The organism is Malonomonas rubra (assembly GCF_003247215.1).
Classification (GTDB): Bacteria; Desulfobacterota; Desulfuromonadia; order Desulfuromonadales; family Geopsychrobacteraceae; genus Malonomonas; species Malonomonas rubra_A.
Genome location: NZ_QKAP01000135.1, coordinates 1 through 20,626, shown reverse-complemented (window position 1 = coordinate 20,626; position 20,626 = coordinate 1). Strand labels below are relative to the sequence as shown.

The 20,626-nt window shown below is 52.7% G+C and carries 14 protein-coding genes, 1 pseudogene and 1 riboswitch; of the genes and pseudogenes, 6 read left to right on the top strand and 9 right to left on the bottom strand.

Going from position 1 to position 20,626, the window contains the following annotated elements; all coding sequences use genetic code 11:
• Positions 1-13: 13 nt before the first annotated feature.
• A complete protein-coding gene (locus Q7J88_RS14075; RefSeq protein WP_303722870.1) occupies positions 14-8,404 on the bottom strand; it encodes an isopeptide-forming domain-containing fimbrial protein in 8,391 nt (2,796 codons plus the stop codon).
• Positions 8,405-8,539: 135 nt separating this feature from the next.
• Positions 8,540-8,618, bottom strand: a riboswitch (cyclic di-GMP riboswitch).
• A 306-nt stretch (positions 8,619-8,924) separates the two neighbouring features.
• Between Q7J88_RS14075 and Q7J88_RS14070 the strand changes: the two are divergent.
• The 3 genes and pseudogenes from Q7J88_RS14070 (at position 8,925) to Q7J88_RS14060 (ending at position 10,963) form a co-directional block, all read left to right on the top strand.
• Positions 8,925-9,607: pseudogene (locus Q7J88_RS14070) on the top strand (IS1595 family transposase).
• A 393-nt stretch (positions 9,608-10,000) separates the two neighbouring features.
• Positions 10,001-10,417: a hypothetical protein gene (locus Q7J88_RS14065; RefSeq protein ID WP_303722869.1), complete on the top strand. Its 417-nt coding sequence runs from the start codon at positions 10,001-10,003 to the stop codon at positions 10,415-10,417.
• Positions 10,418-10,483: 66 nt separating this feature from the next.
• Positions 10,484-10,963 carry a GNAT family N-acetyltransferase gene (locus tag Q7J88_RS14060; RefSeq protein WP_303722868.1) on the top strand — a complete coding sequence of 160 codons (480 nt, stop codon included), beginning with the start codon at positions 10,484-10,486 and terminating at the stop codon, positions 10,961-10,963.
• Positions 10,964-11,056: 93 nt separating this feature from the next.
• Here the strand turns inward: Q7J88_RS14060 and Q7J88_RS14055 are convergent, their stop codons facing one another.
• The 8 genes from Q7J88_RS14055 to Q7J88_RS14020 all read right to left on the bottom strand — a co-directional run bounded on the left by Q7J88_RS14055 (position 11,057) and on the right by Q7J88_RS14020 (position 14,883).
• Positions 11,057-11,365 carry a rhodanese-like domain-containing protein gene (locus Q7J88_RS14055; RefSeq protein ID WP_303722867.1) on the bottom strand — a complete coding sequence of 103 codons (309 nt, stop codon included), beginning with the start codon at positions 11,363-11,365 and terminating at the stop codon, positions 11,057-11,059.
• A gap of 135 nt (positions 11,366-11,500) precedes the next feature.
• A complete protein-coding gene (locus Q7J88_RS14050) occupies positions 11,501-11,800 on the bottom strand; it encodes a DUF411 domain-containing protein (RefSeq protein ID WP_303722866.1) in 300 nt (99 codons plus the stop codon).
• A gap of 45 nt (positions 11,801-11,845) precedes the next feature.
• Positions 11,846-11,971, bottom strand: a complete 126-nt coding sequence (locus Q7J88_RS14045; protein ID WP_303722865.1) for a hypothetical protein — start codon at positions 11,969-11,971, stop codon at positions 11,846-11,848.
• 391 nt (positions 11,972-12,362) lie between these two features.
• A complete protein-coding gene (locus Q7J88_RS14040; RefSeq protein ID WP_303722864.1) occupies positions 12,363-12,656 on the bottom strand; it encodes a GYD domain-containing protein in 294 nt (97 codons plus the stop codon).
• A 75-nt stretch (positions 12,657-12,731) separates the two neighbouring features.
• The gene (locus Q7J88_RS14035; protein WP_303722863.1) at positions 12,732-13,094 is read right to left on the bottom strand and encodes a hypothetical protein; all 363 of its coding nucleotides are present in this window, start codon (positions 13,092-13,094) and stop codon (positions 12,732-12,734) included.
• 252 nt (positions 13,095-13,346) lie between these two features.
• A complete protein-coding gene (locus Q7J88_RS14030; RefSeq protein WP_303722862.1) occupies positions 13,347-14,174 on the bottom strand; it encodes a mechanosensitive ion channel family protein in 828 nt (275 codons plus the stop codon).
• 146 nt (positions 14,175-14,320) lie between these two features.
• Positions 14,321-14,479: a YqaE/Pmp3 family membrane protein gene (locus Q7J88_RS14025; RefSeq protein WP_303722861.1), complete on the bottom strand. Its 159-nt coding sequence runs from the start codon at positions 14,477-14,479 to the stop codon at positions 14,321-14,323.
• 155 nt (positions 14,480-14,634) lie between these two features.
• Positions 14,635-14,883, bottom strand: a complete 249-nt coding sequence (locus Q7J88_RS14020; protein ID WP_303722860.1) for a rhodanese-like domain-containing protein — start codon at positions 14,881-14,883, stop codon at positions 14,635-14,637.
• 452 nt (positions 14,884-15,335) lie between these two features.
• Between Q7J88_RS14020 and Q7J88_RS14015 the strand changes: the two genes are divergently transcribed.
• From Q7J88_RS14015 to Q7J88_RS14005, 3 genes are all read left to right on the top strand, one after another.
• Positions 15,336-16,088, top strand: a complete 753-nt coding sequence (locus tag Q7J88_RS14015) for an HAD family phosphatase (RefSeq protein WP_303722859.1) — start codon at positions 15,336-15,338, stop codon at positions 16,086-16,088.
• Between the two features lie 35 nt (positions 16,089-16,123).
• The gene (locus Q7J88_RS14010; protein WP_303722858.1) at positions 16,124-18,484 is read left to right on the top strand and encodes a glycoside hydrolase family 65 protein; all 2,361 of its coding nucleotides are present in this window, start codon (positions 16,124-16,126) and stop codon (positions 18,482-18,484) included.
• 85 nt (positions 18,485-18,569) lie between these two features.
• Entirely contained in the window at positions 18,570-20,348 is a 1,779-nt protein-coding gene (locus tag Q7J88_RS14005; RefSeq protein WP_303722857.1) for a M3 family oligoendopeptidase, read from the top strand.
• The last annotated feature ends 278 nt before the right edge of the window (positions 20,349-20,626 follow it).

Below are 20,626 nucleotides of genomic sequence, written 5' to 3'. Positions count from 1 at the left end.
CGCACCCGCCCGCTTAAGGCGGGCTGCCGCGCCTCCAGAACACTTCGCTTTCAATCGCCAGACGATAGTTCCCCTCGCCCTGTTCCCAACGTTCCGTCAGGGTCCGCTTCAGCATGGCGAGGCGTTTTTTCACCAGACTCTCCGCTTCGATATCGGCCAGATAGGAAAGCCGTAACACCGAAGTCGCCTCCTTCAGAACCTGCAGCAACTGATCGATGCGGGGTTGCCACTGCGGACGCAGTTCGGTACTGTCCGGCTCAAAGGCTCCGTCGGCCACATCGATGGTCACCACCCGGTGCAGGGTCGCGCCGAAATTGAAGCGCAGTGTCTTGCCGCGAGTGGCACGCTGCACCCGCGGGTTCTCGGTGGTCAGACGGAAGCCGCTCGGCAGGGTGCGATCATCCAGCTTCAAAATGAAATTGCTGCCCCGCTCCAAATCCGGCACTTGGGCACAGGTGATATGGAAACGCCCGTTGGGATCGGTGGTCACGAGCAGTCCACGCGCCGTCGCCAGCCGGACCCCGGCCAGCCCGTCTTCCCCCGATTCCTGCTGCCCGTTCCGGTTGCGGTCATCGAACACCTTGCCAATAACATCGCTGCAATCGAAGGTTGGATCGGGGACAATCCGCACAGTCGCGGTCGCTTCGCCCGAGTACTGATCGCCGCTGACACTGTTGCGTACCAGCGCCCGGTTGACGTACTCCCCTTCGCTAACACCGCCCCCCACCACCAACAGCAGTTGCAGGGTGAGGCTGGCATCCACCGGCAGATCCAGATTCTCCCAGCTCAACTCTCTTCCGGTCCAGTGAGGTTCTGCGGGCACCGCGTCCAACCGAGCGGACCCCGTCACGTACTTGAAGCCAGCCGGGAAACGATCGATCAACGACACATCGGTCAGTGGTACCCCGAAAACATTGTTCACCCGGATAGTGTAGGGCACCAGGTCTCCCCGGCTGGCCGTCAGTCGAGCAGCAGTCTTGGTGATCGCTACCGCCTCGTCGGCCACCGGATCGATCGGAATCGGGTTGTTAAAGATCTGGCTATCCCCGGGAACCAGACTGTTGTCCAACTTAAGATGCAAATGATAGGCGGTCCCTGCGGTACGCGGTGCAACCTCCCGCAGCGGCACTTCGGCGTCGACTACCACCTGGCAACTGTCGGCACTGGTCGGTACGGCATCAGCCGCACTACCGAGACAAGCAGGAACGGAAAACGCTGTCGTTGTGGCGTCACTGGTCGGAGGAATGATCCGCGAAGGCATCCCCGTGTAACCGCTTGGTGGCGGCACGACCTCGATGAGATAATCGGTACCAGCCGGACAGGCCGCATCACCGAAGTTAAGCGCGAACTTGTAATAACCGTCCAGAGCAGTTAGCTGTTCCTGCTGACGGGGATCGTCAAAACAGGTGCTCGGCAGAGTGTTTCCGGATACCGCATTTATTAGGGTCACCTGGGCACCGGCAATCGGCTCACGTCGGATCGAGTCGTAAATCACACCGTTCGGCGTAATCGGCAGATTCAGGTTTTGCAGGTTGGCACCGTCGGGAACGGTAATATCGCTGATCTGCTGTGGGCCATTGGTAAAGGGGGAGTCGCCATCCCCCAAGGAAGCGGTGTCCGGCCCGGCTCCCCGCGCCAGAAAGCGTACCTGGTAAAATTCGCCGGTCGTTTCGTTGGTGGGCAGGCCGCTGAAACGATACTCCCCATCGACATTGGTCAGCACTGAAGCAAGCATGCGGCCAGCGCGGGACAGCTCAACGGTCCACCCCTCCAGAGGGCGTTCGCCGTCGTCGTCAAGCAGGTTCAGGTCGGCATCGTGCCAGACACGCCCGTTCAGGGCGGCACTTTCCGGAGCCCCGCCCACGTCTAGGGAAACCTCCGCGCTCACAGGCGGATTGTTGTCCCAAGTGACCTGAGCACTGTTGGTAAGAGTCGTCCCCCGCGCCACCGTCGGTTTGATCCTGACCCGGAAGCGCACCTCGAAATCAGCGCCCGCCGGCAAATCGCCATATTCGGCGGCATAGTCGGCCGTCAACTGTGTCCCCATAAAGGTCACACCGGTGGCAGAGCCATTCAAACGGGCGGAGTTGGCGATATAGTCCACATAATCGGCGAGCGGAGGCAGACCATCTATCTTTAGAGCCAGATCATCGGTCACTAAGACCTGCGTAGCCGGCAGGCTACCGATATTGGTCACCCGAATCAGGTATTCGAGCTGGCTGCCGGCCTCTGCCGTACCGCCGTCAATCACTGCAACCTGCTTGAGGATACTTAGCTGTTGAGCCGCCCCCACCACGATCTGGGTCGGCTGATCGCCGTTGCTGTCGATACCGTCGGCGTCTGTTGGTTCATCGGCCTGTTCGGCGCTACTGACAAAACCCTGGTTGCTGATGATGGTGCCCTCAGCAACTCCGGCCTGAACCTCGACGTCGAAACTGATCGTGGCGGTCCCGTTGGCTGACAGAATGCCGCCGTCCGCACTCGGCAGGGGCGGTGTCAGGTCGGAGGAACTCAGGTCGATACCGGCAGTCAATGGTGAGACGCCGAGGTCCGGCTGGCCTACCGGAAGGCCGTTCAACTGCACGGAATCGTCCACATAGGTAGTGAACGCGGGTACTGCATCACGGAGCACCACAGCGGTGGCCGGCGTCGCAGCAGTATTGGTGACCACTATCGTATAACGGAGCCGATCACCCGGATCGACGATCCCTAGCGAACCGTTGTCTACGAGAATATCCACCGTCTTGTGCGCATCGATCAACGGCAGGTTGCCGACTACATCTCGGGTTGGATCATCCGCAACCGCGGTAGCCGGATCGTCGGACGGTTCTTCCGGGGCCGAGCCGCTGCCGGTTCCGGCAAAATCGACGAACCCCTGATTGACAATAACCGCACCGTCGATGACATCGGCATTGATCACCACGTCGAAACTGACCGTAGCAACATTTGCGGAGTTGCTGGTCGCGTCAGCCCGCATCGCCCCGGCCGTTGCGTCCTCCGGTGAATTGAGAAAAAGTCCGTCCCGTAGCGGCGAAACACCGGGAGCCGGGTCCGCCACCGGGTTGTCGTTCAGGGTCGTCGTGCCGTTCAGATAACGGGTGTTAGCCGGGATCTGGTCCCGCAGCAAGACGTTGACGGCATTCTCGGTGCCGACGTTTTTGACGGTAATGGTGTAACGCAGGGTATCACCGGCCATCAGCACCGCGAGATCGTCGGTGAGATCCTGTGATGTCTTCCAGACCTCAAGGGCAGGAGCCGAAGTGATCAGGGTGCTTGTTTGATTGCTGATCACGGTGGCCAGATTATCACCACTCAGTTGCGCCCGGTTCAGCACCTGAGTCCCGCTTTGAATGACCGGGGCGAGGGTCGCCTCGAATACCAGAGTCAAGGAATCTCCAGCCTCACCTTGCGCCGCCAAACTCAGGTTTCCGAGATGAACCATCCCGGTTCCGGCCGAACCGCCGGAAGGGTTGGTCGCAGTGATATCGGCATCCGGCGGTACGCTGATCAGCTGCAAGCTGCCGGCTGCGAACTGGGCGGATAATTCGTCAATCAGCACGCCGTTGGTCAAGGGCGTCAGACTCTGATTGCTGAGCACCAGCGTGTAGCGCAGCCGGTCTCCAGGCGTGGCGTTCACGCCCGGGTCCTCGCGGGTGGTGAGATTAACCACCGATTTACCAAGGACAACCGACAGCGCCGCAGTCAGGCTGATTTCCGCCGGCGTAGTGACATAATCATTCTCCTCCGGCAGGCCGCTTCCGCTACGTTCGAAGGGATTATCGCCGTCCTGCCCAGTCCAGCGAGCCACGGCGCTATTGGTGAGTGTTTGTCCCGGAAGTACGCTGCCAAGTACCTCCACCTCGTAGGACAGAGTCACTTGAGTTCCTTCCAAAACATCGATATCCGCCGTGGCATCAGCCAGACTCCAGTTGAGCGTCTGGGCGGTAGAAACCGCATCAACACTCACCGTCGGGTCAGCAATCGTGTTGCCGGCCCCGTCGATAACGACAGTCCCGCCTCGATAGGCGAGCCCAACCCCCAGACTGTCTTCTATCGCCAGATCGAAGGCGGAAGAATACGCATCTCCCACCACGCCGCCGGCAGCCATGAACACCAGATCGTAACGGAGGATATCGCCAATTACAGGGGCGCTGCTGGGGTTGCTGAGATTCACTGCTGACTTAGCGATGGTCAACGTCGGTTCGACAATCGTCAAAGGGCCGCTGGATGAGGCAGTATCCAGACCGACCGGCATTCCCGCATAAGTGTACGAAGCGGTGTTGATAATACTGTTTCCGGCGTTGGCCGCGGCATTGTTGACGACCCGGGTCCGCAAGGTGATGGTCACCTGTTCGCCGGCCGGAATTTGCCCGATTCCCAGACTAATATCGCCTGGGGCCGAGCTGTTGTCGACCAGACTTACAGACGCGCCACTGTTGTCGATCGCACTGGCAGAGAGATATTCCAGAGCGGCTGGTAAGCTGTCGGTAATCACCAGGTCGTCCAGCGCCCGGTTCATCGGCAGAACCGGCACCCGGATGCGATAGGTCACCTCGTCGCCGATGGTCGCCTCCGGTGCCGACTCAAGGGATTTCAGCAATTGCTCGACATTCACCAAGTTGGTCATCCAAACATCAGCTGAACTACCTGCCGCATAGAGGCGACCCGCCTCGGCAAGAGGCAAGGAGCGGTATTCCGCTAACCGAGCCCTGTTATTCCAGGTTTTAGAAACTGTCAGATCAGTGTGAAAACCGAGGTTGTAATCGACGATGACACACTCACCCGGATTGACCGGAGCGCTGTCCTGCAGGGCGATGCGCAATTCGCCCCCACGATTCGGCGCGGTGAGGTTGTAGTCGGTGCCGACACTCAAGGTGGTCGAGCCGATACGCACCACCGGTGGACTGCTGATCAAACCGCTTTCGTCAAACTCGGGTGCCAGTTGGTCAGTCAAAACCACACCATAGGCGGGTGCCAGCCCCTCGTTGCAGGACGATAACCGGAAGTTCATGACATCGGTCGCGATATTGACCCGATATGGATCGACCGCCGTGCCGCTACCGTCCCGACCCGTTCCGAGATCACTCTTGCTGATTGCGCTCATCTGTGGCTGGCGAACACTGATTTCCGCCGAAGCCGTCAAACGATTGGGAAATAGCACCGGATCGCCACCGGCATAGGAGAGTTGCACCTGATTGTCACGCGCGGTATCGATGTCGTAAGCAATTCCCAGCGGCGGGGCATCGGTAATGACCCGCGTGACATAACGGATCACCAAGGGATCAAGCGGCGTCCCGTCAGCACTCGGTGGGTTGTTGATATCCCCGAATTCCCAACGTAGGGTGCCGGTTGCCCCGGCAGCCGGTTGGCTCGTCAATGTATAGCCAAAACCGCTTCCGCCAATGATGGAGAAACTTTCCAGACGCATCCCCACTGGCAGTTGATCTTCGACCGCCACATCCTGAGTTATGTATTCTTGCAGATTGAGGGTCAGATCGTAGGTAACGGTGTCACCAACCCGAACTATCGGAGCGCCGCTACTGGCGGGAGTTTCGGCAAAGGAATCGTCCGCTACCGTTTTGATGATCGTCGTGTTGTCGAGAGTACTGACGCTGACCGTCGCCGGGCCATAACAGTAGTCGTCGGGCGCCGTGACCGTCGGGCATCCGTCGCCGGTCCGCTCCGCCGAAATGTCCCCGTCCAAGGAACTCCAGTCCAGATACACGCTGTTGCTGAAAGCGGTGCCGGCTACCGATGAAACGGTCACCTGATAGGTCAGTACCAGAGTCTGCCCAGCGGGAATGTCCAAACTGCCGTCGTCGTTTAATGGCCCCCAGACCAGCCCGCCGCCGACAAGTTCGGTGGGCTCGGCAACAAAGCCGCTTATGCCGACCCCATTGAGTTGCGCCGTCGCTGATCCCGGCACCAGCAGCACTTCAGCCGGCGGAGTATCCACCACACTGACATCGAAAGCGGTCGAATCGCCGTTGTTGGTCATGCTGATCCGATATTCGAGAATATCACCGACTACAGCCGGATCGGTGGATGGTTTGCCCGCCGGCAAAATAAAGCTGACTGCCTTGCTGCCGCTCAAAGCCGGCTCAACTATCCGCATGTTAGGACTGCTGCCAGCGCCACCGAGGGTGCGGGTGGTCTCGTTGCCGTTACTGCGGTTATAGCTGTAGCTAGCGCTGTTGGCGAACGACAACCCAGTCTGGTTGGTGACGCTGTTCAAAAGCTCCACCCGGATCTTGATAATCGCCTGCCCGTTAGCAGGGATATCAATCCCGGTTGAGGTGTCTGCGATGATCAGATTTGTGTCACTCCCGACATTGTTCGGAACCCAGCTGCCACCCGCGATCTCGGCACTGATAAAACGCAGATCGGCAGTTGACAGACTCAGGTTGTCCATCACCCGAACGTCGTACAATGGAATCGCCACCGGCTCTGCAGGAACGGTGATACTGTAGATGAACTGCTCGCCGATGGTCGCAGTCGACTGATCATTGGATTTTTCCAGCGGCCCGGGAGACTGGATCTCCACCCGGGTCGGATCGGCCGGTTCACCAGGCGGGGCAATACCGTTGAAATAGGGATCGTCGCTGATCGCATTCAGAGGCCCAAAGGCAGTGAATTCGGCTTGATTAACAACCAAAGTCCCGTTACTCAAAGATGATCTGAGAGTAACGTCAAACTCGATCACCAATTCCTCACCGACCGCGACATTCAGATCTCCTGAACCGCCATTGATTTGCAGCATTCCGGTGACGGGATCGAAACTGAAGGCGCTGCCCGCCGGTAACGTCACCATCGAGAAACTGCCCAAGTCAAAGTAGGTCGGGTTGAGTTGATCGAGTAAGGTGATGTCATTGAGCGTCTGATCGACATTGAAGACCCGCAGGCGATAACGTAACTGGTCACCCGGAGCGGCGGTAGTTGCCGGACTAACGTTACTGGTCAGGTTGGTTACCGTTTTCTGGAAATAGTAGCCAGACAGGGCCGTGGTCACGGACTGGCTGTCCTGATGATCGTCAACACCCGGTGTCCCGTCACTAAGCGTGCGACTGATCGGCTTGGGGCTGGTTCCCCCGTTGGGATCGGCGCTGAACCACTTCACCGCCCCGGCCACATTTGTCAACGTCAGTCCGTCGGCAGTGGTGTCGCCATCCAGTTGCGATTCATAACTGATCAGCAAACGCTCTGAGGGACCGATCACCGCCTTCGCTGATTTCAAATCCAAACTCAGCGGGCAGGTTGGCGCAGGGGTGGCGTCATAATTCAGGGTGAAATCTATTCCCTGTTCTAGAGTGGCAACTGGACTACCGTCGGCGGCGATAATCCGGGCGGAGAGAGTCGCCGTGGGATCCTGGTCGCACATGCCATCCGGAATCTGATCAACAACACTGGTGTTCCAGGCCTCGCTGCCACCGACATTCTGGACCTCGATCGTAAAGGTTACCGGCACACCTAGATTTAGGGCTGTTTCATCACTTGTTTTGGTCACCACCAGTTCTGGCGCGGCGATTGTCATCGGCTCGGAAACACCCCACTCGCCGGGAAGAGGAGAATAAAACTCCCCCTCGATCAGACGGCCGAAGGACCACTTGGCAGTGTTGGTAAAGCTGGTTCCCACCGTATTAACCGGCGAATCATCCAGCACAACCGTAAGCTCAACGATAATCTGCTCCCCTTTCAGAATTAGGGGAAGCGGCTTGTACGAAAGGTTCTTAGAAGTCCAAATTCCGCCTAGGGCGTCGGGGTCGTTTTCAGGCACCAACGTCACGGGGGTGCCGCTATTCTTGTAATAGGCGTTTATATCGACATAGGTCAGGGCTGCCCCTGTGGCGGTCAGATCATCCCAAAGGGTGACGGTGTGCAGGTCGTTCAACGATGGCCCGCCGACTTCGGTCATGGACGGTAGCGTCAGGGTATAGGTAAAGGGGACACCAACAGCCGCCGTTTCCGCGGGTGCCTGCTTGGCAATGCTTTCCACCGGAATGAACAGATCCTGACAACTGTTGCTCGACCCATAATCGGAACCGTTGGAGAACCAGATGCGGTGATCGATACTGGCGCAAGCCATGTGCCCGGTAAAAATGACGTTGTTGAAAATGATCAGATAAATCGAGGGATCGTTGGTTTGGAAATTAACCGTCGTTGTCAGCGGATTGGACTCTGGAAAATTCTGGAAAGTACAATCGCGATCGATTGTGATCTGGTTTGGAACCGGATGGACATTGCCATCAATCACACCGAAGTAAGGGGCATCACTGCAGAATTTATCTACCGCTTGTACCGGTCCGGCGACGGCCAACAACAGGACGAGAAGCAGCAGTCCGAACCATCCTCCCCGGATTCGATTTCGCTTTTCTTCGATATGTAAGTTGTGCGTTTGCAATTGCATCTTCGCTTTGCTTTTCCCTTGTTAGGCATTTCCTGTTCTGGGCACCTCTAACAAAAAAAGAGCGCCCACCTTCTGCCGTAGATGAGCGCTCTTGAGAATCGGTTTTCGCCGGTGCCAAGATGCATATCTCACCTCTTCGGCAACCCGGCTGTCCTTATTCAAAGGACCCGTGGCTTTGCGTCACCGGATTACTCCGGTTTTGCCTTTTCGGAGATTGTACCGTCAGTTCATTTATTAGTAGGTTTACACGAAATAAATTTAATGTCAAACATATTTTTTCCACAATGGTAACAACCGAACTACACCATGGCGGCTAAAAACCTCCATAACCATTTAAAAATAAAGGCAATGTAGGTTTTCTATCTTTGTACGACTCTCCTTTGAAATTGGCTTTGCATTATCAGAATTTAAATTAGTCCGGAGCCAGTGTCGTCCAAGATAGACATTCAATCCGATTATCAAATGTCCCTAAAAAATGAATTTCTTATAGGGTCATGACACGTTAAGCACTCGCAAAGGTGTGCTAAGCTGCTGTCATGACAATGAAAACAAGTATGTTTGGCGTTCACTCATTCCTGAGCATCAATTTCGTCGGATTGTCAGGCTGTTTTCTGTCGATTTGGACGCCTCTCAGATTGCTCGTTTTACAGGTCTGAGCCGTAATGCGATCAATCGTTATTTGAAAGCGATCCGGCGGCGCCTGGTTGAATATCGCGATACACAATCTCCCTTTTCGGGAGAGGTCGAAGTTGACGAATCGTTCTTTGGTGCACGCCGCATCAAAGGAAAAAGAGGCGTGGCACATATGGCAAAACGATGGTTTTTGGCATCTTTCAACGGAACGGTCATGTCTACACAGAGATCGTTCCGAATTGTTCCAAAATCACGCTACAAGCCGTTATACGGGGCAGAGTCGAGTTGAAAAGCGTCATCTGCTCTGACGGCTGGCGCGGCTATAACAGCTTGGTCGACGTTGCCTATGGAAAGCATCTGCGCATCGATCACGACCAGAACGAATTTGACAAAGGTCGAACTCACATCAACGGGATCGAAGGTTTTTGGAGCTACGCAAAAACAAGACTCGTTCGCTTTCGTGGCATGGCTCCCAGCACCTTCATCTTGCATCTCAAAGAATGTGAGTTTAGGTTCAATCATAGAGGTCAGGATCTCTACCAATTGATCCTCAAAATCATCCGTGATTGACCTCTTAAAGTGTCATGACCCTTCTTATATATTTTAGAAATTTTGTGGGAGTGTTTCATCAGATTAAGTATAATTTGAACAAAACGAGACTCCAACCAGCCAGAAAAAGAGGGAGCAGAATGTACGTCGTCAAAGCCTCTGGCACTTTTGAACTAACAATCTAAGAGGCACATTCCCGAAGCATTGTGGATTTAATGATTTAAGCTTTCAGAGGTGCTAGCCCCTGATTTTCTCGATGAAGCGAAATAGTCTTTAGCAGTGATGGATACCGCTTAGATTGTCTATTAAACGCTTCGAACAGCTACTAAAACAAAAAGCCCTCTTCATTTACAAGAATGGAGATCTAAACCTTCTCGATCTATAAAGTTAAAAGTTAGGCAATTGGAGTACTCAGTGCTAAAACCGATATTACAGGAAGAAGCAACAGGGTGTGGAATTGCATCAGTTGCAAGTATTTTGGGAAAGACCTATCAGGAGATGAGGATCATAGCAAACGGTATGGGTATCTATGCTGAAGATAAATCCCTTTGGTCTGATACCCAACATGTCAGAAAAATGTTGGCCAAAGCAGGTGTTAAGACATCTGCCGAAGAGATTCCTTTTGAGTCATGGCGTGGGCTACCGGATCTTGCCTTATTGTCCATTAAACACCATCAGGAAGATGGCAAGAATTTCTGGCACTGGGTTGTTTTTAAGCGTGAGGGTAGTCGATCCTATGTGCTTGATTCGGCAAGTTCCCTGCCGTCCAATATCCGAACCGACTTCAATGCAATGCACCCCAAGTGGTTCATTGAGATTAAAAACATATAGTTCTTCGGAAAGCAACAACCGCATTTAAGTTTCCTGATTTCTTATGTTAGCCATCTGGAATCAATAATGAGTACCTACATTAAAAAAGCAGTTCCGTCTGATTCACAAGTAATAGCTTATTTTGCAAAAGCTCTTACTGATGAAATTATAGTAAAAACAGGTGCACAACATTTCAATGTAGACATGGCAGAAACGGTAGATCTTTGTCGCAAATTAATGGAGCAAGGCAAATATACTGTTTTCCTGGCAATAAAGGCGGGATCGGATAAACCTATCGGTTTTGCTGCCCTCTGCGAAAGTTACTCACTATACGCCGAAGGAACCTTTGGTATCGTTCAGGAATTTTACATTGAGCCCGGATTTAGGTCTCAAAAGGTTGGTCATGTATTGCTCAAAAGTGTGGTTGAGCATGCGAAATCTTTCGGGTGGAAACGACTAGAATTATGCACCCCTCCTCTCCCAGAGTTTGAAAAAACCATCAATTTTTATAAAAAAAATGGTTTTGAAGTAACTGGCGGTCGAAAAATGAAACTCGTTGTGAAGTGATGAACGGGAACAGGTAACTTTTTCAATCTCAAATGTCGTGATTTCTGCCATGTCTACGCCAACTTGAGAGGTGCCTCTCTGGAAAATGCATGCTTACTTGTCTGTTTTTAGCCCGGCTCTGCGCCAGCCTGCCATATGTCCATCAAGGAGAAACAGGTTAATGTAGCCGCGTTTTGTCAATAATCCTCGCACCACCTGTGCGCGTGGCCCGTGTTCACAAGTCAGCACCACCTCGGTATTTTTATCCTGCGGCAGATTGACCAACCGGAAGAGAATTTTCCACATCGGCATGTGAATCGCTCCAGGAATGTGTCCTCTACGAAACTCAATTTTGCTGCGCACATCGACAACTGTGGGCGGTTTGTCCGATTTTAAACGCTGCATCAATTCATTTGCTTCCATGTTGCCTCCAACGACTGGGTATATCTTAAATCGAGTAACTTAATCCTCTCAAGGCTCCACACATTCGATGCAATCAAGCACCTACGCATCGGGGGTTTATTCAGGCCTCCAATTTGGAACGGTCGCAGGTTTTGTCTACTTCGGATAGGTAGCAAAAACCCGAGTCCGGCCCTGCTTGTCGAAGGACAGAACGCTGTACGGTTCCGGCTCGACGCCAGGTTGGTCCATGCCGGGTGACCCGCTGGGCATCCCGGGCACACTCAACCCAATGATGTCTGGTTTCTCTATGAGCAAACGGATAATCTCGTCGGCAGGGACGTGCCCTTCAATGACGTAGCCATCAACGATGGCCGTATGGCAGGATCGGAGCATCTTCGGAACTTTGTAGCGGTTCTTGACCTCAGAAATCCTGACCACCGATTCCTTTTTGATCACGAAGCCTCGTTCTTCCAGATGCTTGATCCAGCCACCGCAGCAACCTCAGCCAGGCGACTGGTAGACGTATACCTTGGTTTGCGGGCCTTTCTCGATTGCATGAATCTGCGAGGTAAAAAGAACTGTCGAACAGAGCACCACGATCAGGGTAGTGATCAATCTCCACATCATGACCCCCTACTGGAAAACGGTAACGGCATCCACTCCTCTAAAGGTGCGGCATGGCCTGCTAATCCAGTGTATGCGAACGGTGCGGCAAAAAGCAAAGCGAACTGGAGAGATCTTTTCAAGGTTAGTCGTTTGAATTGTCTCTCAATTCCGCCACAAGTAAGCTCCGGACCTAGCCGAGGCTTCTTCGTTTCTACATCTCAAATCTCGTAATTTAATCCTCACTTCTCTATTTTGAAACATGGAAACTACACGTTCGCGTCGCTGTGATTTCAGTAACTTAGTGGGAGAATCCTTTTGATCCGGACTTTCCAGACAATCTTGCTGGAAATAGCAAAAAGATTCTCGCCAAGCAGGGATCGGACTAGGTGGATATGCCCGTTAAAGTACCAGTTTATATTTCCTTAACCTCTCCCATTAGTTTATCGAACTGTCCTACGTCAACCACGGGGGAAGTTGTAAAATGGATTCCGGTCAACTTATACAATGCGGCCGAGGCGGCCATGGCCATGGCCGCCTCGGGAAAGTCGATGGTGAAAACCAGATCGTGCTCGCCCATGACGGCAAACATGGATATTATTTTCCCTTCGTTCTTCATAATCAATTCACGGGCTTTGACCGTCCTGTCCAGACTGATGTCTTTTGCCGCCTCGGATGTATACCTGCCGAACATTAAGAAGATAGCCATTTTCGATTCCCTTCTTCAACTGTAATGTCATAATTATACATACTTTCCGGGCCCTAAATAGCGCTTCAAAAATCGTTAGTTATGTCCGCTGCTGCGGTGAATTTCTATTTCACCACCTCCGTGGCGAGTAGGCTCAATTTCCCCATGGCGATGATCATCGTCACCGTCACCGTGATGGTGATTGAACAGGCCATTGCCATGATGGTGATGGCCTTCATCATCGAATTCCAGTTTCAATTCCCCCCTCTTTTTATGGTAGCCACTGCTTTTAGGGTGGTCATCGTCATCAAAAAGGTTGTGGTGGTCGTCAGAATGTTTCGAATGGTTGCTCCCACTCCCTGAATGACCACTACCGCCGCCTTTTTTTGCAATGCCCTGCGTTTCGGATGTAAGGATCATGGCGAGGACGAACAACATGATTATGAAGAGACGTGACATATCTGACCTCCTCGAAGAACCTTGAACTTGAAGTATAACCTAAAAAGTAATGATAGGCACAATGTCATACAAAACAAAAGGGCGACCAGAAAATATTATTCTGGAATGGCCTAAATGGCAGGGAATATCAGGGTGTCTGACAGTGAGGGTTTCAAAAGTCGTAAGTTATTAGGCGAATGCCCTTGGGAAGTCCAAGGCATCATCCTGAAACTCACAATTAAACCAGCTTATGGCAACTCCAACCCACTTTTACTAATTTTCATTGACGACAATGACTTTTCTATGGGGGAATGGTATTTCTATGTTGGCATCATCCAGGGCTTTCTTGATTTGCTCCGGAATGGAATAACGAATAGCAAAATAATGCTGCCCTTCACAATATGGTCTAACCAGAAAATCGACGGAGCTATTATTTAAGCTTTCAACCTCCACAAAAGGAGGCGGATCATTACGGACGAGGGCGTGATCCTCAAGCACCTTATCGATAACCTTCCGGGCATCGTCAATGCTTTCTCCATAAGCGATACCAAACCTCATATCCACGCCACGAATGGTGTGATGGGAGTGGTTAACGATTTGCTCACCCCATATCTTACCGTTGGGAATAATTATTTGCTGATTATCAAAGGTTTGCAGGATAGTAGTAAACATATCTATTTCCGTAACCTTCCCGAACTTATCAGCCACATCAACAAAGTCATTTACTTTATACGGCCGGAAGATCAACAGCATGACGCCCGCGGCCAAGTTGGTGAGAGTGCCTTGAAGCGCCAATCCAACGGCTAGCCCCGCCGCACCTAAAAGGGCGATTATAGAAGCTGTCTGCACCCCAAAGCGATTTAAGACTGCAATTCCAACAAACGCCAGTATTGTGTAGCGCGCTAGACTTCCAAAAAATCTGAAAAGGGTATCGTCAAGTTGTTCGTGCTTATTTGCTATTCCGACAATGCCCCGGTAAACCTTGCCGGCAAACCAGATGCCAATAATCAAGATAATCAGGGCAAGAAAAATGTTAGTGGCCCAATCCAGAGCGGTTGGTAAGTATTGGTTTATATCGAGTTTTTCAATTAATTGCGACATACTTTACCCCCTAAGGACAACATGGCTTTGACTTAGTAGCAGGCGATTTCCTTAGCCCCTTTGATCTCTCTACTTTTTTACTGCCCCAAACATGGAGCTTGATCGCTATTTATGATACTGAAAAATGTCAATTTGGTAGCCGATGTTCACTTCTTTGCAATAACCCAAACAGCATGAACAATGCCAGGAATATAACCCAAAAGAGTGAGAATGATATTGATCCAGAAATGTTTACCTATACCGACTTGGAGAAACACTCCCAAAGGTGGCAATATGATGGCAAAGAGAATGCGAATAAGATCCATTAACTACCCCTTCCTAAAAGAATTTTTCTAAGTTTAACATAGTTAGCATTGATCAAAAGGGAATCACCGTCCGAGTAGACATTTTACAGTTTCATAATTGTGATTTCTGACATGTCTACGCCAACTTGAAAGGTTATTTTCTGGAAAATCCATGCTTACTTGTCTGTTATTAGCCCGGCTCTGAGCCAACCTGTCATATCTCCATCCAGGAAAAACTGGTTAAAGTAGCCGCTTTTTGTCAATAGTCCTCGCACCACCCGTGCGCGTGGCCCGTGTTCACAAGTCAGTACCATCTCGGTATTTTTACCCTGCAGCAGATTGGCCAACCGGAAGAGAATTTTCCACATCGGCACGTGAATCGCTTCAGGAATGTTGTCACTTTGACTGAGATGAGTAATTTGCATTATAGTTCCTGTTGCCGAGGGGGGGGGGTGTCGCAGTTGCTTTTCAAGCCAGCCAGATCTTTAGGCCGACCCTTCCCCTGTCGCTTCCTTTTAAGTTGCACATGCCACAATAAGTGTGGAGGGGAATTTTGTTATTAATAAAGCCGTTATATGTACAGGTAAACTTTCATTTTCAGTGAGGAAGGTCAATCCTGAAAATCCCTGTGTCGGCAATTCAGATTCTGCCTCTGAGCACCAGTTAGTAAAAGGGTTACAGTTTTCGCTGTAACCCTTTTTATTTTTCCGCCAAGCCTCCTCTCGCACAAACTGTGCTATTTACCCCTCAAAAATGCAGCTTCGCTCCAGTTTGCTATGCTTTATGAGATCATAATTTATTCCAACATGCATTTTTCTGTTGCTGGTAAACCTCAGTGCGAACCGCTGCGTGCGGCAACAAAGGAGCAGGGAAAACAATGAACCAAAATCGGAAGATCGACTTTGAACAGTTTTCAGCGGTCCTATTCGACCTTGATGGTGTCTTGACGGCAACTGCGAAGCTGCACGCCATCTGCTGGAAACAGATGTTCGACAACTATCTGCAGCAGAAATTTCTCTCCACCGGGGTCGCCTTTCAGCCGTTCGACATCGATCTAGACTATCGCCACTACGTCGATGGAAAACTGCGCTACGAAGGGGTAAAGAGCTTCCTCCAATCGCGGGGGATTGAACTCCCATACGGCAGCCCGGAAAATGATCCCGAGGAAGAAACAGTTTGCGGCTTGGGTAACCGTAAAAATCAGCTGGTCGGCGAGATGCTCGCAGCCGGTCACGTAGGTGTTTTCGAAGGCTCGATCAAACTGGTCCATTACCTGCGTGAAAAGAAGATCCGCATGGCGGTGGTTTCGGCGAGCAAGAACTGCGAAGCGATCCTGAACGCGGCCGGAATTGCCGAACTGTTCGAAGAGCGGATCGACGGTAAAGTCGCCGAAACGTATGGCCTGCCCGGCAAACCGGAGCCAGCGACCTTCCTGAAAGCGGCGGAACTGCTTGCCGTTGAACCGCAAAAATCGGTCGTCATCGAGGACGCGATCGCCGGCGTACAGGCTGGAAAGAAAGGCGGTTTCGGCTTGGTGATCGGCGTCGACCGACACGATGATGCCGCCGCCCTGCGAGAAAACGGTGCCGATCTGGTTGTCAGCGATCTGTCAGAGTTACTACCGCAGTAAATAAATAAGTTGCCGGGGAAAGGCCTAAAAAAGCGATGATTAGACATGAGACCCTCAATCCGCCACTACACATCTACCCGATCAATCCATGGAAGATTATCGAGACCAGTTTCTACCCCCGCTTTTTGGCTCAAACCGAAACGTTATTTTCACTCGGCAACGGCTACCTCGGCCTGCGCGGCAACTTCGAGGAGGGCAGCCCTTACTTCCAACGCGGAACCTTCATCAACGGTTTTCATGAAACCTGGCCGATCGTTTACGGTGAAGACGCTTACGGATTCGCCAAGACCGGGCAGACCATGCTTAACATCACCGATGCCAAAGGGATAAGTCTTTATGTTGATGACGAACCTTTCTACCTTCCGGCGGCCAGCCTGCTCCTTTATCAGCGCACCCTCGACATGCAGGCTGGTACTCTAGATCGAGAGATCCTCTGGGAAACCCCTTCCGGAAAACGGATTCTGATCGAATCGCGGCGGCTGGTCTCTTTCGATCACCGCCACCTGGCGGCATTTTCCTACCAGGTTACCCTGCTCAACGCCGAGGCACCGGTGGTGATTTCTTCGGAAATCATCGGCGGGCAGACCAACCAGACGGGACAAAATGACCCCCGGCAAGCGAAAGGGTTTAAAGATCAAGTCCTGCTCCCGGTACTACACGACTGCCAGGAGCAACGTTTATTCATCGGCCACCGGGCGAAGCAAAGCGGCATGACTCTGGCCTGCGGCATCGATCATCAATTTGACACCGCCTGCCCCTATACCTGGCATAGCGATTGTTCGGATGATTCCGGTAAAGTCGAATATCTGATCGACGCCAAACCGGGACAGCCGATCCAACTGATCAAGTATGTGGCCTATCACAGCTCGCACAGCGCACCGGTGAAGAAACTGCATACCCGCTGCAATTGGACTCTGGATCGCGCCTGCAAAGAAGGCTTTAAAGCGCTGTTGAACAGCCAGCGCAGCTACCTGGATGATTTCTGGCAACGCAGCGATGTGCAGATCACCGGTCCGGAACAGGAGCAGTCGCCGGTGGGAGAGTTCCAGCAGGCGCTGCGCTGGAACCTGTTTCAGATTCTGCAGGCTTCTGGACGTGCCGAGGGGGCGAGCATTCCGGCTAAAGGGCTAACCGGACAAACCTATGAGGGGCATTACTTCTGGGACACGGAGATTTACGTGCTGCCGTTCCTCATATACAGCGCCCCGCACATCGCCCGTACCCTGCTGCGCTTCCGCCACAGTATGCTCGATCAAGCCCGCCAAAGGGCGACTGAGCTGAATCAGCAGGGCGCCCTTTTCCCCTGGCGTACCATTAACGGCGAAGAAGCGAGCGCCTATTATGCCGCCGGTACTGCCCAGTACCACATCAACGCCGACATCATGTACGCCCTGCGTAAATATGTAGAGGTTACCGATGATAAGGCTCTGCTCTTCAACGAGGGAGCCGAGATGCTGGTTGAGACCGCCCGGTTCTGGTACGATCTCGGCTTCTATTCGCAACGCAACAACGGCCAATTCTGTATCCACGGTGTGACCGGCCCCGACGAGTACACCACGGTGGTCAACAACAACGCCTACACCAACCTGATGGCTCGCGAAAACCTGCGTTACGCGGCTAAAACCATCACCAAAATGCAGGAGTGCCACCCGGAACACTTTGCCACTCTGGTGCACCGCACCGGTCTGGACTTTGCCGAAGCCAGCGATTGGCAACAGGCGGCCGAAAAAATGTACATTCCCTATGACGAATCACTCGGCATCAACCCGCAGGATGACAATTTTCTCGACCGCGAACTTTGGGATATCAAAGGAACCCCGCGTGAAAGTTTCCCGCTGCTGCTCTATCATCACCCGCTGGTCATCTACCGTTATCAGGTGCTCAAGCAGGCGGACGTCGTGCTGGCGATGTTTCTGCTCGGCCAGGATTTTTCCAAAGAGCAGAAAAAGCGCAATTTCGATTATTATGATCCGCTTACAACCGGGGACTCATCTTTGTCAGCCTGTATCCAGTCAATTATCGCCGCTGAAATCGGCAACATGGAACAGGCCGCCAAGTATGCCCGTTATGCTGTGCTGATGGACTTGGCAGATGTTGGCGGCAACGTCAAGGACGGCTGCCATATAGCTTCGATGGGTGGAACTTGGATGGTCGCGGTTTACGGCTTTGCCGGCATGCGCGATTACGCTGGCAAGTTAAGTTTCGATCCGTGCCTTCCCAAACAGATGCATCAGCTCAAATTCCCGCTCTGCATTCGCGGACAGACATTGGAAGTCTGCTTCGAGCAGAAAAAAGCTCACTATCTGCTTCGGGATGGGAAAGAGCTGACCATCACCCATCAGGGACAGGAACTGCTGCTGAAGCGAGGCACACCCGTAGAAACTGCTATCAAATAGACCTACCCCCATTCCCTAAGACCGGTTGACAGGAAAACTTGCGATAGCTGATAGTGAACAAAATGCTATTCAATGGAGACGATTGATGACAGAGCAGATCAACTGGAACCTCAATCCGCTATACAAGACAGCCGACGACCCAGAAATCGACGCGCACCTTAAACAACTGGCCGCGCAAGCCGATCAGTTTCGTAACCGCTATAAATCACGAGTCGCGCAACTTGATGCCGTCGACCTAGCTACCGCCCTGCAGAATTACGAACAACTACAGAGCAAAGGACTTCTGCCCTATCTCTATGCGCAACTGCTGTTCTCGGCCGACAGCCGTCCAGATCAACACAAAGCGCTGTTCGCCAAAGTCCGGGAGCAATGGGCGAAGATCAGCGAAGAGCTACTGTTCTTCGAACTGGAGATGATGAAGGTTGAGAAAGCGCGGTTTACCAAACTAACCGCGACAACCGAACTTTCACCTTATCGACACTACCTCAACCAGCTGCGCAAAGGCGCTCACTACACCTTGAGCGAAGAGGTTGAACAGGCGCTCAAACGGAAGGATCTTTCCGGCAAGGAAGGGTTCAGCCAGCTGTTCGAAGAGCTGACTTCCTCCTTCAGCTTCGACTTTGTCATGCCGGGAGAAACAGAAATAAAGGAGGTCACCGGCGAAGAACTGTTGGCGCTGCTTTACCACCCGGAGGGCGCAGTACGCGAACGGGCCTTTACCACCTTCCTCAACAAGCACCAGGAAAACGCGCTGGTGCTGACCGCCTGCTTCAACAACCTGCTGCTCGATCATGAGCGGGAGTGTGCCCTCCGCAACTATCCCGACCTGATGACGCCGACCCACCTGAGCAGCGAAACCGAACCGGAAATGGTCGCGCAAATGATGGCGGTCACCGAGCAGAACTACGGACTGGCCCGTGAATATTTTGCGCTGAAAATGCAGCTGCTCGGCTTGAAAGAGATGAAAAACACTGATATCTATGCGCCTCTGCCGGGCAGTAAACGACATTTCGATATCGCCGAAGCCAGGAAGTTAGTTTTCGATTCATTCAACAGTTTCTCACCGCAACTGGCGACGCTCGCCGACAGCTTCTTTTCCGATCAGCGGATCGACTGCTTCCCGGCCCCGGGCAAGACCGGCGGCGCCTTTTGTATGGGGATGCTGCCTGGTTATCAGCCGTACGTGCTGCTCAACTTCACCGGCAACCTGCGCGATGTCTCGACCCTCGCTCACGAGCTGGGGCACGGTGTACATTTCGCTTTATCACAAGACCAAAACCTCTACCACTATCAGGCGCCGCTGCCGATGGCGGAGACAGCCAGCGTGTTCGGAGAAATGTTACTGACCCGCAGGATGCTCGACAGCGAACAGGACAAACAGGTACGCATCGAGCTGCTCTGTGTCAAGCTGGAGGAGATCATCGCGACCACTTTCCGGCAGAACGCCCTGACCCGCTTCGAGATCGCCGCCCACAAAAAGCGAGCCGAGGGATTGCTATCGCCTGATGACTACTGCGAGCTCTGGTGGCAGGAGAACGCCAAGCTGTTCGGTGATGCGGTGCAGATGATCGCACCTTACCGCTGGGGCTGGGCCTATATCAGTCATTTCATCCATTCCCGCTTCTACTGCTATTCCTACGTTTTTGGTGAGCTGTTAGTGCTGGCGCTCTATCAGCAATACATGGAACAGGGAGAGAATTTTGTGCCGCTCTATCTCGACCTATTGAAAGCTGGCGGGAGCGCGCCACCCCAGGAATTGTTGAACCCGTTTGGTATCGATCTAAGCGATCCGGGATTCTGGCAGAAAGGATATGATTTTGTGCGAGGGCTGCTAATGGAGTTAAAAACACTGACAAGTAGCTAAATCAAAGAACAAGTCGTTCACATATTTTCTTGTTCAGTAAACAAAATCGGTTTTTCTTGCTCAAAAGCTTGGAATCAAAAAGGCAATCCGATTGGACTTGCCATTCAATAAAGTTGTTGAAGCAACATTCTCAATGCAATCGAGTAGGGTGAGGTGGGTTGATCAATACCCACCTCATCCCTCTCACAGAACCGTGCGTACGGGCCTCGTACACGGCTCCTGTCCATCCTCCCTCAATCACGCTGAGACAGGCGGGGTCTACAACGCTCCCTCCCCTG